The sequence below is a fragment of the Xanthomonas hydrangeae genome, assembly GCF_032697525.1.
Lineage (GTDB): Bacteria > Pseudomonadota > Gammaproteobacteria > Xanthomonadales > Xanthomonadaceae > Xanthomonas > Xanthomonas hydrangeae.
Genome location: NZ_CP103836.1, coordinates 4,834,300 through 4,851,070 on the forward strand (window position 1 = coordinate 4,834,300; position 16,771 = coordinate 4,851,070).

A 16,771-nucleotide genomic window follows, 5' to 3' on the forward strand; every position below is an offset into this window, starting at 1 on the left:
CGCCGTCTCGCATGTCCGCCGATACTCTCTCGCCCACTCATCCGCCCTCCCCCGCAGCGCATTCCGCCAATGGTGGTCTTGGCGATCACCACGCCAGCGTCGCCGTGCCCAAGGGCGGTCATTGGTGGTTCCGCTTGCTGGCGTTTCTGGGGCCGGGCTACATGGTGTCGGTGGGCTACATGGACCCGGGCAACTGGGCCACCGATCTGGCCGGCGGCTCGCAGTTCGGCTACCTGCTGCTGTCGGTGATCCTGCTGTCCAACGTGATGGCGATCGTGTTGCAGAGTTTGTCGGCACGGCTGGGCATCGCGACAGGGCTGGATCTGGCCCAGGCCTGCCGGGCACGTTACCCGCGCGGGGTGAACCTGGCGCTGTGGGGATTGTGCGAGCTGGCGATCATCGCCTGCGACCTGGCCGAAGTGATCGGCACCGCCATCGCGTTGAAGCTGTTGTTCGGCATCCCGCTGACCATGGGCGCGATCATCACCGCGGTCGATGTGGTGTTGGTGTTGCTGCTGATGAACCGCGGTTTTCGCGCGCTGGAAGCGTTCGTGATGGCGTTGCTGCTGATCATCTTCGTGTGCTTCGGCATCCAGATCGCGCTGGCTGCACCGCCGATCGCGGCCGTATTGGGCGGCTTCATTCCGCGTGCGCAAGTGATCACCGACCCAAAGGCCTTGTATCTGGCGATCGGCATCATCGGTGCGACGGTGATGCCGCATAACCTGTATCTGCATTCGTCGATCGTGCAGACGCGTGCGTATCCGCGCACCGATGTGGGGCGCAAGTCGGCGTTGCGCTGGGCGGTGACCGACAGCACCGTGGCCTTGATGTTCGCGTTGTTCATCAATGCCTCGATCCTGATTCTGGCAGCGGCGGTGTTTCATGCACAGGGCCGCACCGATGTGCAGGAGATCGAACAGGCACATGCGCTGCTGGCGCCGATGCTGGGCGTGGGCCTGGCTTCGACCCTGTTTGCGATTGCGTTGCTCGCTTCAGGCGTGAACTCCACGGTGACTGCAACGCTGGCCGGTCAGATCGTGATGGAAGGATTCTTGCAACTGCGGCTACCACCGTGGCTGCGCCGCCTGCTGACCCGCGGCATCGCGATCGTGCCGGTGGTGATCGTGACCTGGCTATACGGCGAAGCCGGCACTGCGCGGCTGCTGGTGCTCAGCCAGGTGGTGTTATCCATGCAGCTGCCGTTTGCGGTGATTCCGCTGGTGCGCTTCGTGTCGGATCGTCAATTGATGGGCACGCTGGTGGCGCCGGCGTGGCTGGTGCGCATCGCCTGGGTGATCGCGGCGGTGATCGTCTGTTTGAACATCAAGTTGTTGTGGGATACCGCGCTGCAGTGACCGGCGATATCGGTTGGGGCTGAGTGAGCATCATCGACTCTCCCCATCCATTCGAAGCGCGTGCGCGATTGTCTGCACGATGCACGCTCTTGCCGCACGATTGAGTCTGCTTGACCAACGTGTCTCGCAGCCGCCACTTGCTTTGATCGACCAGATCACAGTCAGCCAGCACCACGGCGACAATGCGCACGCGTGTGCAATCTGCTTGCTGCTCGCGCGGGTCTACTGAGTGGATGCACCGGTGTGTCCACGGCCTGCGCTGCATTCGCGCCGCGCTTCGCAGAGACGGCCATGACGCTTCACGCTGTCACGCGACGCCCGGGATGCATGCCCTCGCCCACAGGAGTGTTTATGCATCCGTTCGAGCCCACTCCGGCCGACGCCGGAGGCCGCAGCTTTCTCATCTCAAGCACGTCCGCCGTGGCAGCGTTGTCCCTGCCCGCTCTCGCCAGTGCCGCCGCAGCCGTGCGCGCACCTCCCTCCACACTGCCCTACCCGACCAACAACGGAGTCAACCCGATGTCCAATTTCGTCACCCGCCCCGACGGCGCCAACATTTTCTACAAGGATTGGGGCAAGGGCCAACCGGTCGTGTTCTCGCACGGCTGGCCGCTCAGCGCCGATGCCTGGGATGCGCAGATGCTGTTCATGGGCCAACACGGCTTTCGTGTGATTGCGCACGATCGTCGCAGCCACGGTCGTTCGACCCAGACCTGGGACGGCAACGACATGGACACCTACGCCGACGATCTGGCTGCGGTGATCAAAAAGCTGGATCTGAAAGACGCGATCCTGGTCGGGCATTCCACCGGCGGTGGCGAAGTGGCGCATTACGTGGGCCGCCATGGCAGCAAGCGTGTGGCCAAGGTGGTGCTGGTCGGCGCGGTGCCGCCGCAGATGGTCAAGAGCCCGACCAATCCGGGCGGCCTGCCGCTGAGCGTGTTCGACGGCATTCGCGAAGGCGTGGCCAAGGACCGTTCGCAGTTTTATCAGGATCTGACCACGCCGTTCTTCGGCGCCAACCGTGACGGCAACAAGGTCACCCAGGGCATGCGCGATGCATTCTGGCTGCAGGGCATGCTGGGCGGCCACAAGGGCCAGTACGACTGCATCAAGGAATTCTCCGAGGTCGACTACACCGCCGACCTGAAGAAGATCGATGTGCCGGCGCTGGTGGTGCATGGGGACGACGACCAGATCGTGCCGATCGATGCGTCCGGCAAGTTGTCGGCCAAGATCATCAAGAATGCCGAACTGAAGATCTATGCCGGTGCGCCGCATGGTCTGCCGGTCACCCATGCCGACCAGTTCAACCAGGATCTGCTGGAATTTGCCAAGGCCTGATCGGCGCACGCTGCAACAGACATGGGCCGGCTCGAACGAGTCGGCCTTTTGTTTGTGTCGCTCCATCACCTGCGTGGGCTGCTTTACGTCAGTCGGCGGCGATCGGCCGATATCCGCGGCGACGTTAGCCATCAACGCCCGACTGCGTTCTCCCCCACCTTGTCCTCGACTTTGCAACGAGGTCGACCATTCTTGAACGCAGGGCCACGCAACGCGCCTGCCGCCCTGTCAAATCGACCGGCTTGCGCTATGGTATGCACCGCCGAGCGGCAAGGGGGCCGCTTCAGCATCGTGTGCGACAGCCGATAACGGCTAGGTCCGACCGCCGCCGGGGGGCTGCGGCGGCACTCGATCCAATCACTAAACGCGTTCAGGGGAATTGCGATGCTTCGTCACTCTTTGCGGGTGCGCCTGCTGTTGCCGGTGCTGGCCTTGGTGCTGGTCGTGGTGGTGGCACTGACGGTCATCTTGGCCATTACCGAAGCGAACCGGGTCAAGTTCGAGACCGGCGACGCGATCGAGCGCCAGTCGATGTCCTTGCAGACCCTGTTCTCGGTCACCCGCGCCATGATGCTCGATCGCGTCAATTCCTCCATGCGCCAGCTGCGCAAGGAAGCCAACGCACACGGCGCCGCAAGCGTCGGCGCGGAGGTCCGCGTTGCCGATCGCACTGCCAACGACCTGCTGCTGGGCCAGAAGTCGCAGGCCAATGAGTTCGGCATGCTCGACGATGTGACCGCCATCCACGAAGGCACCGCCACGCTGTTCTCGCGGACCGGCGAAGACTTCGTGCGCATCTCCACCAACGTCAAGAAGGACGACGGCAGCCGCGCCATCGGTACCGTGCTCGATCCCAACGGCCAGGCCGCCGCCAAGCTGCGCAACGGCGAAAGTTTCTACGGCGTGGTCGACATCCTCGGCAACCCGTACGTCACCGGCTACGAGCCGATCTTCGCCGGCAACGACAAGCGCGTGATCGGTGCCTGGTACGTCGGCTACAAGGCCGACACCCAGGCGCTGGAAAACGTGGTCAGCAGCCGCCGCGTGCTCGATTCCGGCTTCATCGCCATCTTCGACAGCAAGAACAAGCTGCGCTTCCAGTCCACCACCGGTGCCACCACCGACACCGCCACCATCGAGCGGATCGTCAAGGAAACGCCCAACGACTGGGTCGTCACCAAGCAGGAAGTGCCCGATTGGGGCTTCACCCTGGTCTCGGCCTACCCCAAGAGCGACGTCAATGGCGTGATCGTGCGTCAGTCGTTGTGGATCGCCGGCATCGGCCTGCTGGTGTGCGCGTTGCTGCTGGGCCTGCAATGGGCATTGATCTGGAACCGCGTGCTGCGCCCGATCCAGCACCTGACCACCGTGGCCGAAGAGCTGAGCCTGGGCAAGTGGAACCACACCATCGACGAGGTCAACCTCAAGGATGAAATCGGCACCCTGGCGCGCGCCATCTCCCGCCTGTCCAACAGTGTCCGGTTGGCCATGGAGCGCCTCAGCAAACGCTGAGCCGCGCGCACCCACTCCGTACCAGATGATGCAAGGAAGACGCCATGTCCACTGAATTCCGTCCGCTGATCGAGATCCTGCGCGAGCTCAAGGCGCTGGCATTGAAGAAGGCGTCCGGCTTTCTGTTCATCGTCACCGAGGAAAACCACTCCTGCATCGTCCGCCTCAATGCCGGGCAGATCGAAGAAGTGGTGTTCCGCATGCTGCGCAACGACGAGGCGGTGCAACGCCTCACCATGGTCAACGCGGCAAAGGCCCGTTTTCAGACCGACCCCGGCGCCGGCATGGGCAAGCCCTCGCTGCTGAGCGACGACTCGCGCCAGTGGTTGATGGGGGGTTTCGAGCAGGATCTGGGCGGGGCGCCGGCACCGCCGCGGGCAGCCGTTGCAGCGGCTCCGGCACCGGCCGCAGCAACGCCGGTCGCCGCACCGAGCACAGCACCGGCATCCGCAGGCGCTGGCTCCGCACCCGACGAGCGCGTCCGCGATGCATTGGAAAAAATCGCGTTGAACTACCTCGGCCCGATCGCCGGCATGCTCTGCGACGAAGCCTGGGAGGCATCGAGCGACATCGAGCAAGTGCTCAATCAGCTTGGGGCCAACCTCTCCACCCCGCAGGAAACGCAGAAGTTCATGGCCGACGCGCGCGTGGCGCTGGCCAGGCTGCGCTGACGGGTACCTTTAGTAGATCCAGAATCAAGCCGCGCATTGCGCGGTTTTTTTCTATGACACCGCGGTCCACTCCCGTACGACCTGGCAGCACGCTGGACGCGTGTTTGGATTAGCGCCTGCCTTGGATAACAACGTCTGCGACATGCATGACAACTAGCCTGCAATTGGCTCATGCAGTGACACATCGCAACGAGCAGAACGTCCCATCCCCAAAGCGCAGGAACACAACGACAACGGCGCCTTTCGGCGCCGTTGTCGTTCAACTCACTCCCACTCGATCGTCGCAGGCGGCTTGCCGGAGATGTCGTAGACCACGCGCGAGACGCCGCGCAGCTCGTTGATGATGCGGTTGGACACCGTGCCGAGGAAGTCGTACGGCAGGTGCGCCCAGTGCGCGGTCATGAAGTCGATGGTTTCCACCGCGCGCAGCGCGATCACCCATTCGTAGGCGCGTGCATCGCCGACCACACCCACCGATTTCACCGGCAGGAACACCGCGAACGCCTGGCTGGTCTTGTCGTACAGATCGGCCTTGCGAAGTTCGTCGATGAAGATCGCATCGGCCTTGGCCAGCAGCTCGGCGTACTCGCGCTTCACTTCGCCCAGGATGCGCACGCCCAGGCCTGGGCCCGGGAACGGATGGCGATACACCATCGTGCGCGGCAGGCCGAGTTCGACGCCGAGGCGGCGCACTTCGTCCTTGAACAATTCGCGCAACGGCTCGACCAGGCCCAGCTTCATGTGCTCGGGCAGGCCACCGACGTTGTGGTGACTCTTGATCACGTGCGCCTTGCCGGTCTTGCTGCCGGCAGACTCGATCACGTCCGGATAGATCGTGCCCTGCGCCAACCACTTGGCATTGGCCAGCTTGTTGGATTCTTCGTCGAAGATATCCACGAACAGGTTGCCGATGATCTTGCGCTTGGCTTCCGGATCGCTGACGCCTTCGAGCTTGGCGAAATAGCGGTCGGCCGCGTTGACGCGGATCACCTTGACGCCCATGTGCTCGGCGAACATCGCCATCACCTGGTCGCCTTCCTGCCAGCGCAGCAGGCCGGTATCGACGAACACGCAGGTCAGCTTGTCGCCGATCGCCTTGTGCAGCAATGCGGCGACCACCGATGAATCCACACCGCCGGACAAACCCAGAATCACTTCGTCGTCGCCGACCTGCGCACGCACGCGCGCGATCTGGTCGTCGATGATGTTGGCCGCCGTCCACAGCGTCTGGCAGCCGCAGACATCGACCACGAAGCGCCGCAGCAAGGTCTGGCCCTGCAACGTATGGGTCACTTCCGGGTGGAACTGCACGCCGTACCAGCGCTTGTCCTCATTGGACATCGCCGCCACCGGGATGCGGTCGGTTACCGCCGTGACGGTGAAGCCCGGCGGCACCTGCGACACATGGTCGCCGTGGCTCATCCATACGTTCAAACGCGACGAACCTGCATGATCGGTCAAGCCTGCGAACAAGGCATCGGCCGCCACCACATCGACCTCGGCATGACCGAATTCGCGCTGGTCGGCCGCCTCGGTGGCACCGCCCAGCTGCGCCGCCAGCGTCTGCATGCCGTAGCAGATACCGAACACCGGCAAGCCGCTGTCGAACACTTCCTGCGGCGCGACCGGCGCACCCGGCAACGTGGTCGACTCGGGACCACCGGAGAGAATGATGCCCTTGGCGCCGAATCCGGCAATCTCGGACGGATCATGATCCCAGGCCCAGATCTCGCAGTACACACCGATTTCGCGAATGCGCCGCGCGATCAGCTGGGTGTACTGCGCGCCGAAATCGAGGATGAGGATCTTGTCGGTATGGATGTTGGTCATCGAGGGCCGGGATTGGGGAGTTGGGATTGGAGATTCGCAAAAACGCTAGCCACAACCGCTGCCGGATGAGGACGCGGTAGGCTCTTGCGAATCCCGAATGCCGAATCCCCACTCCCGCGCGCTGGCTTACCCAGCGCGATAGTTCGGCGGCTCTTTCGTGATCTGCACGTCATGGACATGGCTTTCGCGTTGACCGGCGCCGGTGATCTTGACGAACTTGGGCTTGGTGCGCATCTCTTCGACAGTGGCGCAGCCGACATAGCCCATGGTCGCGCGCAGGCCGCCGATCAGTTGATGGATGATGCCGCCGACCGGGCCGCGATACGGCACGCGGCCTTCGATGCCTTCCGGGACCAGCTTGTCGGCGTCGCTGGCGTCCTGGAAATAGCGGTCCTTGGACCCCTTCTCCATCGCGCCCAGGCTGCCCATGCCGCGGTAGCTCTTATAACTGCGGCCCTGGAACAACTCGACCTCGCCCGGCGCCTCTTCGGTACCGGCCAGCAGGCCGCCGACCATCACCGTGGACGCACCGGCGACCAGCGCCTTGCCGATGTCGCCGGAATAGCGGATGCCGCCATCGGCGATCAGCGGAATACGGTCCTGCAGCGCCTCGGCGACCATGTCCACCGCGGTGATCTGCGGCACGCCGACACCGGCGACCACGCGCGTGGTGCAGATCGAGCCCGGACCCACGCCGACCTTGACCGCATCGGCGCCGGCATCCATCAACGCCAGCGCGGCATCGCCGGTGACGATGTTGCCGCCGATCACCTGCAGCTGCGGATAGGTCTTCTTGACCCAGGCCACGCGATCGATCACGCCCTGCGAATGGCCATGCGCGGTATCCACGATCACCACGTCCACGCCCGCTGCGGCAAGCAGTTCGATGCGCTGCTCGGTATCGCCGCCCACGCCCACCGCCGCGCCTACCAGCAAGCGCTTGGCAGCGTCTTTGGCAGCATTAGGGTTGTCGGTCTTCTTCTGGATGTCCTTGACCGTGATCAGGCCGCGCAACTCGAAGCTGTCGTTGACCACCAGGATCTTTTCAATGCGGTTGCGATGCAGCAGCTCCAGCACTTGCTCATCGCTGGCACCTTCGCGCACGGTGATCAGGCGATCCTTCTTGGTCATGATGTGGCGGACCGGATCGTCGAGCTTCTTCTCGAAGCGCATGTCGCGGCTGGTGACGATGCCGACCAGTTCGCTGCCATCCACCACCGGCACGCCGGAGATGTTGCGCGCGCGGGTCAGCGCAATCACTTCACCGATCGTGGTATCCGGGCTGACCGTGAACGGCTCGGTGATCACGCCGGATTCGAACTTCTTGACCCGCGCCACTTCGCCGGCCTGCTGCGCAGGCGTCAGGTTCTTGTGGATGATGCCGATGCCGCCCAGCTGGGCCATGGCCACCGCCAGGCGGTGTTCGGTCACTGTGTCCATCGCGGCCGAGAGGATCGGCAGTTTCAGGCGCAGATCGCGGGTCAGCCGGGTTTCCAGGCTGACATCCTTGGGCAGGACGATCGAATGAGCGGGGACGAGCGAAACGTCGTCGTAGGTGAGAGCTTCAGCCTGGATGCGGAGCATCGGCGGACCCGAGTTTGGGGAAGCGCGGCATTTTACCCTGAAAGCCTTCACGAAGACACAACGCAGCCGCAATGCTGCGTTACACGGGCGCCTCAGCCAGCCGCGTCGGCCGCTTCCAGCGTGTTCTGCATCAACGTGGCGACCGTCATCGGCCCTACTCCACCCGGCACCGGCGTGATCCAGGCCGCACGCTGCACGGCGGCGTCGAAACCGACATCGCCAACCAGACGCCCGTCTTCCAGGCGATTGATGCCCACATCGATCACCACCGCGCCCGGCTTGACCCATTCGCCCGGAATCAAACCCGGGCGGCCTACCGCCACCACCAGGATGTCGGCGTTGCGCACGCTGGCTTCCAGCACCTCGGGCGGGGTGAACTTGTGGCAGCTGGTGACCGTGCAACCGGCGATCAGCAGTTCCAGACCCATCGGCCGGCCGACATGATTACTTACACCGACAATGGTCGCATTGCGCCCGCGCACCGGCTGATCGGTATGCCCGAGCAAGGTCACGATGCCGCGCGGCGTGCACGGGCGCAGGCCGAATTCGCGCAGCGCCAGGTGCCCGACATTCTGCGGGTGGAATCCATCCACGTCCTTGCGCGGGTCGATGCGCTGGATCAGGCGATTGGCATCGGGGATGCCCGGCAGCGGCAGCTGGATCAGGATGCCGTGGATCTTGGGATCGGCGTTGAGCTGGTCGATCAACCTCGCCAACTCGGCCTCGCTGGTGCCATGCGGCAAGTCGTAGTCGAACGCCTCGATGCCGACCTTCTCCGCCGCGCGGCGCTTGTTGCGCACATACACCGAGGAGGCCGGATCGCCGCCGACCAGCACTACGGCCAGCCCGGGACGCGCCTTGCCCGCCGATACACGCGCGTCGACCCGCAGCTTCAATCCGTCGAGCAGGTCCTCGGCAATGCGGCGGCCATCGAGAAGGCGGGCCGGAGCAGAGGCAGCTGGCGCGGAAACGGTCATGGGGCGTCAGGTGTAGAGTCGAAGGCCGTCTATTGTCCCCGATTCCGTCATGACCGACACCACCCCAACGCCCGATTCCATCACCACCTCTATCGAAGCGGCCGCATTTCGCCGTCTGTTGCAACATCTCAACCAGGACCGGCTCGATGTGCAGAACATCGATCTGATGATCCTGGCCGGCTTCTGCCGCAATTGCCTGGGCGACTGGTACCGCGAAGCCGCCGAAGCCCACGGCCAACCGATGAGCAAGGACCAGGCACGCGAAGCGGTGTATGGCATGCCGTTCGCCGACTGGAAACAGCAGCACCAGAAAGACGCAACGCCCGAGCAGTTGGAAGCCTTCGCTGCCGCGCAACGCAAGCACGGCTGAGTCGATCGGCCAGCGGCTGGCACAGTGGCGCCGGCCGTTTCAGTGCGCAACGTCTTTTCTCGACCAGCCAACGCAACCACAGCGCTGAATCTGCTTCGGCACTCACTAATGCACACGCCGCTCAGTCGCGGGCCGCTTCTTCCACCCGATTGTCCTGCGGCACCGCATCGGGATTGAGCGTGCGGCTCTCCCTCCTCGGCGGAGTGAACGGCGTAGGCTTGGGCACGGTCGGCGTGATATTGCCGTACATCAGCCCTGACACAGCACCGACACGCGTGTTGCCGGCCGCAATCTCCAAGTCGAAACGCTCGGCATCGCGACGCCGGATCTCGCGCGCGATCGTGACGGCCTCGTCCTCGTCCACGCCCAGCTCGACCAGGGCCGCTTGACCGAACGCCACCGCCGACTCGAAGGTCTCGCGGATCTGGTAATCCACGCCGGCAGCGACCAACTGCAACGAATGCTCACGATCGTACGAGCGCACCAACAATCGGGCGTGCGGGAACTCGCGCGTCGCCAGTTCCACGATGCGATTGGCCGCCTCGCGGCTGTCGACACACACTGCAATCGCGCGTGCGCTGTGCGCACCTGAGGCATGCAGCACATCCAGCCGGGTGCCGTCGCCGTAGTAGATCTTGAAACCAAACTCCTCCGCGCTCTGGATCATCTCGATGTCGTTATCGATGATGGTCACGTCCACATCGCGCGCCAGCAGCGACTGGCTGGCAACCTGACCGAAGCGCCCAAACCCGATGATCAGCACGCTGCCGGTCTGGCCATCGGCTGCTTCCACGCCATCCAGCGATACCTTGGCCGCCGGCGTCAGCCGGCGCTGCAGCAGCACGAACAACGGTGTCAGCGCCATCGACACCACCACGATCGCGGTCAGGCTGGCGTTGACCTGTGCATCGATGACCCCGGAAGCCGATGCAGCAGCGAACAGCACGAACGCGAACTCGCCCCCCTGCGCCATCAGCACGCCACGGTCCAGCGCCTGGCGATGGTCGCTGCGCATCAGCCGTGCCACCGCATAGATGCACACGCCCTTGCCCACCATCAAGGCCAGCACGCCAGCCACGATCAGCCGCCAATCGGCCGCAACCACGTGCAGGTCCAGGCTCATGCCAACGCCCAGGAAAAACAAGCCCAGCAGAATTCCGCGAAACGGCTCGATGTCCGCTTCGATCTGATGGCGGAATGTGGATTCGGACAACAGCACGCCGGCCAGGAACGCCCCCATCGCCATCGACAACCCACCCACCTGCATCAGCAGCGCCGCGCCCAGCACCACCAACAAGGCAGCCGCCGTCATCACCTCGCGTGCCTTGGACGCAGCCAGGATCCGGAACAAGGGATTGAGCAGCCAGCGCCCTGCCACCAATAACCCGACGATGCAGGCCAGACCGATGCCGATGTCCTGCCAGCGCTGCGACGCCGCCTGCGGATCGCCGTTGGACCCCATCCAGGCCACGATCGCCAGCAGCGGCACGATCAACAGATCTTCGAACAACAGGATCGCCACGATCTTTTGACCCGGCGGCAAGGCGACATCGCCGCGCTCGGCCAGCAATTGCATCACCACCGCCGTGGAGGTCAGCACGAAGCCGGACGCGGCGACAAAGGCCACCGGCGGCGCAAAGCCGAGCAACATGCCGATGCCGGTCAGTACCAGCGTGCAGACCGCAATCTGCGCGGTCCCAAGACCGAAGATCTCCTTGCGCAGACTCCACAAGTGGGACGGCCGCATTTCCAGCCCGATCACGAACAGGAACATCACCACGCCCAACTCGGCCACATGCAGGATCGCCTGCGGCTCATCGAACAGCCCCAGGCCGAACGGACCAATCGCCAATCCCGCGGCCAGGTACCCCAACACCGAGCCCAGGCCCAGACGACGGAACAAGGGGATCGCAACGACGGCAGCGCCGAGCAGGACGACGACATTGATCAGTTCACTGGATTCGGCTGCTTGGCTCATGCCAAGGATTCTAGCGGCACAGGCTTGGCGCTGCCCTGCACCTGGGTGCGCATCGGTCGATCAGCCAGCGCTTCCACATCGATCTCGATCAGCGCGTCGATCCTGATCTGCGACGCCCCAAATGACGAACGACGCCAGATGGCGTCGTTCGTGGATGCAGGCAATGGCCGAGCAATCAGCCGCGCGCGTCGGCCTCGGCCAGCGCAGCACGCAGGATTTCCTTGGCCGGCCCACCATGCTTCTCGTGCTCGAGCGCAAAATGCACCGTGGCCTCGATCAGGCCGATGTGCGCGCCGCAATCGAAACGACGGCCTTCGAAGCGATACGCATCGACAGTTTCCTGCTGCAGCAGCCCGGCAATCGCATCGGTCAGCTGGATCTCGCCGCCTGCGCCAGCGCCGGTGTCTTCGAGCAGCTCGAAGATCTTCGGGCTGAGCACGTAACGACCGACCACCGCCAGATTGCTCGGTGCCACTTCCGGCTTGGGCTTTTCGACGATGGCGTTGATACGCCCCTTGCGACCATCGAATGCATCGGTGGCCACGATGCCGTAACTGGCAGTCTTGTCGTGCGGCACGTCCTCGACGGCAATGACGCTGCCGCCGGACGCTTCGGCCACATCGGCCATCTGGGTGAGCGCACCAGCACCGCGGTTCCAGATGAGATCGTCAGGCAACAACACCGCGAACGGCTCGTCGCCGACCACGGCCTTGGCGCACAGCACCGCATGCCCCAGACCCAGTGCCTCGGCCTGCGTTACGAAAATGGCACGCACGCCTTCCGGCAATGCATGACGCACCAGCTCCAGTTGTTCGAGCTTGCCGGCACGCTCGAGCTTCTGCTCAAGCTCGTAGGCCTTGTCGAAGTAGTCGGCGATCGAGTGCTTGTAGCGATTGGTCACGAAGATCAGCGTATCGCAACCGGCCTGGATGGCCTCGTCGACGGCGTACTGGATCAACGGTTTGTCGATGATTGGCAGCATTTCTTTCGGCACTGTCTTGGTTGCCGGAAGAAAGCGGGTCCCAAGACCTGCGACGGGGAATACGGCCTTGCGAATACGCTTGCTCATTAAAGTCTTCTGACCTCACGTGCGGGGAATGGAACGACCGTATCAGATCGCGTGTCGACTTTCCGTCGAGCAGCCGCAAAATCCGGCATCAGACTGCCCAACACAGTCTCCATTGCCTTGATGTCATAGCGGTTAACCGCCTCACGCAAGCGCGTCACCAGCTGCAACACCTGCTCGTGCGAGAACTCGCGCACGCCGGCTTCCAGGATCTTGGGATGCGCGGTGGGACGATAGTCTTCGTCCGAATAGAACAGCGTTTCATGCAGTTTCTCGCCCGGACGCAAGCCGGTATAGAGAATAGCCACATCCTTGCCCGGCTGCTTGCCGGCAAGCCGAATCATCTGCTCGGCCAGCAAGCGGATCGGCACCGGCTCGCCCATGTCCAAGGTGTAGATCGCACCATGCGAAGCGGAGGCAGCGGCCTGCACCACCAACTGGCAGGCTTCGGGGATGGTCATGAAGTACCGCGTCACATCCGGGTGCGTCACCGTGACCGGCCCGCCCTGACGGATCTGCTCACGGAACAACGGCACCACGCTGCCGGCCGAATCCAGCACGTTGCCGAAGCGCACGGTGATGAAGCGCGTCGGCGCATCGCGGGCGTCAAGACTCTGGCAGATCATCTCTGCATAGCGCTTGCTCGCGCCCAGCACATTGACCGGCTCGACGGCCTTGTCGGTAGAGATGAAGACGAACGTCTCGATACGCGCACGCTGACAGGCGCGCGCCACGTTCTCGGTGGCCAGCACGTTGTTGCGCACCGCTTCGCGCAACTGCTCTTCCAGCAACGGCACCTGCTTGTAGGCAGCGGCATGGAACACCGCATCCGGGGTCGCGGTGTTCAGTGCATATGCAACCACGGCCGGGTCGCCGCAATCGCCGAGCACACGCACCACTTCGATATCGGGAAACAACCGGCGCAGATCCGAATCGATGGTCAGCAATGCCAGCTCGTCGATTTCCAGCAGCACAATGCGCCGTGCACCATGCCGCGCGCACTGGCGGCAGACTTCCGAGCCGATCGAACCGCCGGCGCCGGTGACCATCACCGTCTTGTTGGTGAGCCAATCGCGGATCAAGCGCCAATCGGGCGTGACCGGCTTGCGATTGAGCAGGTCCTCGATCGCGACCTCCTTCAATTCGCCAGGCAAGGAACGCCCTTCCAGCACATTGATCAGCTTGGGCACCATGCGGAACGGCAGACCAGTGCTTTCGCAGATCGCCACCACACGCTGCATCCCCGAGGCATCCAGCGACGGGATCGCGATCACCAGCAACTTGGCCGCCGTCTCCTTGGCGATCGATGCGGCCTGATCCAGATTGCCCAGGACGTTGAGGCCCTGGATCTTGGCGCCATGCAGATTGCTGGCGTCGTCCAGATACCCGACCGGTACGAACGTGCCGCTACGACGAAGATCGCGCACCAGCCCTTCGGCGGCGCGACCGGCGCCAAGAATCAACACGCGCTGCGCGGCATCGCCGGAATGCGCGATCTGATAATCCTTCCAGGCGCGATACAGCAGCCGCGGCGTCCCCAGCAATGCCGACAGCGCGAATGGATAGACCACCAGCACCGACAGCGGCACCCCGTCCAGGCGGTCGTAAGACAGCGCCAGCACGATCGCGACCAGACCAAGGAAACTGGACTTGAAGATATTCCACAGGTCCGGCACCGAGGCGAATCGCCACAGCCCGCGATACAACCCCATTTTCCAGAACACCAGCCCCTGCGCGACCAGCACCACCGCAGTGCGCCAATCCCACAGCGGAAGATCGGGCGCGTCGCGCAGCATGGAGTAGCGGCCGGCATGCAGCAGTTGCCAGCACACCCACACCATCAACAGGTCATGCAGCACGACTGCCGCTTTCGGCAACACCTTGGTCAAACGGTCACGCCAGGAAATCATAAAAGTCCATTACTCAGGAATTGCGCAGTCCATCGCGCAGAAAGTGCCAGATCGCGGTAGCACCCGCAGCCCAGGTCAGGGCACCGACTACCTGCACCCAAACCGCATCATGACGAATTAACACATACAAGCAGAACGCAGCGATGCTGAAAGCGAAATAAACACCTGTTACCGGAACGTGCGTCTCACGCTGGCGTGCAAGTCGTTGATAGACGTGCTGAGCGTGCGGCTCCCACCAACGTTGTCCGGCGAGCATGCGAGACAGCAACGTGAAGCCGGCGTCTACGAGAAATGCGGTCAATGGCAGCCAACCGATCCACCAGCTCACCTGCCCGCTCGCCACGGTGAGTGCGAGCAACGCAGCCAGCACATATCCCAGCGCGCCACTGCCGCCATCGCCCAGAAAAATGCGCGCGCGCGGAAAATTGAATGGCAAGAACCCCAGGCAGGACGCCGCAACAGCAAGACCCGCCCACGCCCATGCGCCGGGTAGGACAAACGCAAATGCCAACGCCGCCAAGGCCGCCTGGCTGGAAGCCAGACCGTTGATGCCGTCCATGAAATTCCAGACGTTGATCAACACGACAGACGCCACTGCGCTGAGCACGCCATCCCAGACATCGCCAGTGGAGTGACTGACCAAGACTCCCAGCGACGCCGATGCCGTCAGATGGATCGCAAAACGCAGCCTGGCCGACAGCGGACGATGGTCGTCCCACCAACCCACACCCGCCACCAGTACCAGCCCGACGGCGAACCAGCCAATGACCAGGCGAGCAGCCTGCCAGAACACCGTGGCAGCGATGCAACCCAGCAGGATTGCCGCCACGATCGCCATGCCACCGCCACGCGGGGTGGCGACGACATGGCTGCGGCGCTCGCCCGGCTGGTCGAGCAGGCGGCGATGCAAGGCATAACGGCGCAACAGCCAGGTTCCCAGCGCTGCGACCACCAGGTGCGACAGGCACCACAGCCAGACCTGCGGCATTAGACGACCGCGTAGTTCAACAGCGGTTTGACCGTGCCCCATTCCTTGCAGCTCGGGCATTGCCAGTGATGCGTCTTGGCGCCGAAGCCGCACCGCGTGCAGCGGTAGCTTGGATTACGTACCAGCAGCTGGTCGGTGATGTGCTTGAGATCCTGCAGCGTGCCAACCGGGTCGCTGCCTTCGGCCAGGGTGAGATCGATCAACGCCGACTCGCCGCGTACCGAGGGCCGGTCCTTGAGCTGTCGCCCCAGGTACGCCAACGCAGGTGCAACCCCGTCCTGCGCTTCCATCAACTGGGTCAGCGCCAATACCGGTGCGATACCACGATAGTGCTCGGTCATCTCCGACAGGAAGTTGCGCGCGCCAGCGATGTCGCCGACACGGCGATAGGCCGCCATCAATGCAGGAATGATTTCCGGAAGGTATTCCGGGTCATGCCGCGCCGCGCGTTCGAACGCGCGTACCGCCGCTTCGTCATGACCGCGCTCGGCTTCAATGCGGCCTTCCAGAATGCCCGCGCGCACGGAAGTACCGTCGGCCTGGTAGGCACGGGCGACGGCCTGCAGCGCCTCGTCGGTCTTGCTCGAACCGCGATAGCGATCGGCCAGCTCGCACTCGAACTGGGAAATCAGCTTGCCCATGGGCTCGCCGGTGACTTCTTCGTAGCGGGTGGCGTTGTCGATCGCTTTTTCCCAATCGCGCTCGGCCTGATAGATGCCGATCAGGTGCCGCAATGCCTGTGGCGCGCGTTGATCCAGCTGCGCCAACTCGGTGAAGACTGTTTCGGCACGATCCAGCAGGCCGGACTTCATGTAGTCCTCGCCCAGCGCCAGCAAGGCCTGCACACGCTGCTGATCGGTCAGGTCGGCGCGCTGCACCAGCCCCTGATGCAAACGAATCGCACGATCGACTTCACCACGACGACGGAAAAGGTGCCCCAGCGCGACCTGCGTTTCGAAGGTTTCCTTGTCCAGTTCGGCGATGTGCAGAAACAGCTCGATCGCCTTGTCCGGCTGCTCGTTGAGCAGATAGTTCAGACCGCGAAAATAGGTACTGGAGAGACGACTGACCTGCGTATCGCCGTGGCGCTGACCGCCACGACGGCCGACGATCCACCCGCCCAGTGCTGCCAGCGGCACAAACAGGAAGAACCAGATCCACTCGGTCAGAAATTCCATACGTA

The 16,771-nt window shown here is 63.6% G+C and carries 13 protein-coding genes; 5 read left to right on the plus strand and 8 right to left on the minus strand.

The features are described 5' to 3' along the window. Positions 1–11 precede the first annotated feature (11 nt). The 4 genes from NYR97_RS20405 to NYR97_RS20420 all read left to right on the plus strand — a co-directional run bounded on the left by NYR97_RS20405 (position 12) and on the right by NYR97_RS20420 (position 4,885). Positions 12–1,358: an Nramp family divalent metal transporter gene (locus NYR97_RS20405; protein ID WP_205394612.1), complete on the plus strand. Its 1,347-nt coding sequence runs from the start codon at positions 12–14 to the stop codon at positions 1,356–1,358. 519 nt (positions 1,359–1,877) lie between these two features. Further along, complete coding sequence (locus NYR97_RS20410) at positions 1,878–2,702, plus strand: alpha/beta fold hydrolase (RefSeq protein ID WP_316698398.1); 825 nt, start codon at positions 1,878–1,880, stop codon at positions 2,700–2,702. A gap of 384 nt (positions 2,703–3,086) precedes the next feature. Continuing rightward, on the plus strand, positions 3,087–4,214 hold the full coding sequence (locus NYR97_RS20415) for a Cache 3/Cache 2 fusion domain-containing protein (RefSeq protein ID WP_316695473.1): 1,128 nt from the start codon (positions 3,087–3,089) through the stop codon (positions 4,212–4,214). A gap of 44 nt (positions 4,215–4,258) precedes the next feature. Then, positions 4,259–4,885 carry a DUF8082 domain-containing protein gene (locus NYR97_RS20420; protein ID WP_316695475.1) on the plus strand — a complete coding sequence of 209 codons (627 nt, stop codon included), beginning with the start codon at positions 4,259–4,261 and terminating at the stop codon, positions 4,883–4,885. A 264-nt stretch (positions 4,886–5,149) separates the two neighbouring features. Here NYR97_RS20420 and guaA read toward each other — a convergent pair whose 3' ends face one another. The 3 genes from guaA to folD all read right to left on the minus strand — a co-directional run bounded on the left by guaA (position 5,150) and on the right by folD (position 9,276). Next, a complete protein-coding gene (gene guaA / locus NYR97_RS20425; RefSeq protein ID WP_316695476.1) occupies positions 5,150–6,715 on the minus strand; it encodes a glutamine-hydrolyzing GMP synthase in 1,566 nt (521 codons plus the stop codon). Between the two features lie 126 nt (positions 6,716–6,841). Beyond that, positions 6,842–8,299 (minus strand): IMP dehydrogenase, encoded by a 1,458-nt coding sequence (guaB, locus tag NYR97_RS20430; RefSeq protein WP_205394607.1) that lies wholly within the window; start codon positions 8,297–8,299, stop codon positions 6,842–6,844. Between the two features lie 92 nt (positions 8,300–8,391). Then, positions 8,392–9,276: a bifunctional methylenetetrahydrofolate dehydrogenase/methenyltetrahydrofolate cyclohydrolase FolD gene (folD, locus tag NYR97_RS20435; RefSeq protein ID WP_316695478.1), complete on the minus strand. Its 885-nt coding sequence runs from the start codon at positions 9,274–9,276 to the stop codon at positions 8,392–8,394. Positions 9,277–9,325: 49 nt separating this feature from the next. Here folD and NYR97_RS20440 point away from each other — a divergent pair, with 49 nt between their 5' ends. Next, a complete protein-coding gene (locus NYR97_RS20440; RefSeq protein WP_205394606.1) occupies positions 9,326–9,646 on the plus strand; it encodes a DUF1244 domain-containing protein in 321 nt (106 codons plus the stop codon). Positions 9,647–9,767: 121 nt separating this feature from the next. Here NYR97_RS20440 and NYR97_RS20445 read toward each other — a convergent pair whose 3' ends face one another. The 5 genes from NYR97_RS20445 to lapB form a co-directional block, all read right to left on the minus strand. Then, positions 9,768–11,624, minus strand: coding sequence for a monovalent cation:proton antiporter-2 (CPA2) family protein (locus tag NYR97_RS20445; protein WP_316695480.1), 1,857 nt, complete (start codon positions 11,622–11,624; stop codon positions 9,768–9,770). A 175-nt stretch (positions 11,625–11,799) separates the two neighbouring features. Next, entirely contained in the window at positions 11,800–12,693 is an 894-nt protein-coding gene (gene galU, locus NYR97_RS20450; protein WP_055826323.1) for a UTP--glucose-1-phosphate uridylyltransferase GalU, read from the minus strand. Then, the gene (locus NYR97_RS20455) at positions 12,693–14,600 is read right to left on the minus strand and encodes a polysaccharide biosynthesis protein (RefSeq protein ID WP_205394603.1); all 1,908 of its coding nucleotides are present in this window, start codon (positions 14,598–14,600) and stop codon (positions 12,693–12,695) included. The genes galU and NYR97_RS20455 overlap by 1 nt, the downstream gene beginning before the upstream one ends. Positions 14,601–14,613: 13 nt before the next feature. Next, on the minus strand, positions 14,614–15,588 hold the full coding sequence (locus NYR97_RS20460; protein ID WP_316695482.1) for an MraY family glycosyltransferase: 975 nt from the start codon (positions 15,586–15,588) through the stop codon (positions 14,614–14,616). Then, positions 15,588–16,766 (minus strand): lipopolysaccharide assembly protein LapB, encoded by a 1,179-nt coding sequence (gene lapB / locus NYR97_RS20465; RefSeq protein WP_006451181.1) that lies wholly within the window; start codon positions 16,764–16,766, stop codon positions 15,588–15,590. The genes NYR97_RS20460 and lapB overlap by 1 nt, the downstream gene beginning before the upstream one ends. Positions 16,767–16,771: the final 5 nt, after the last annotated feature.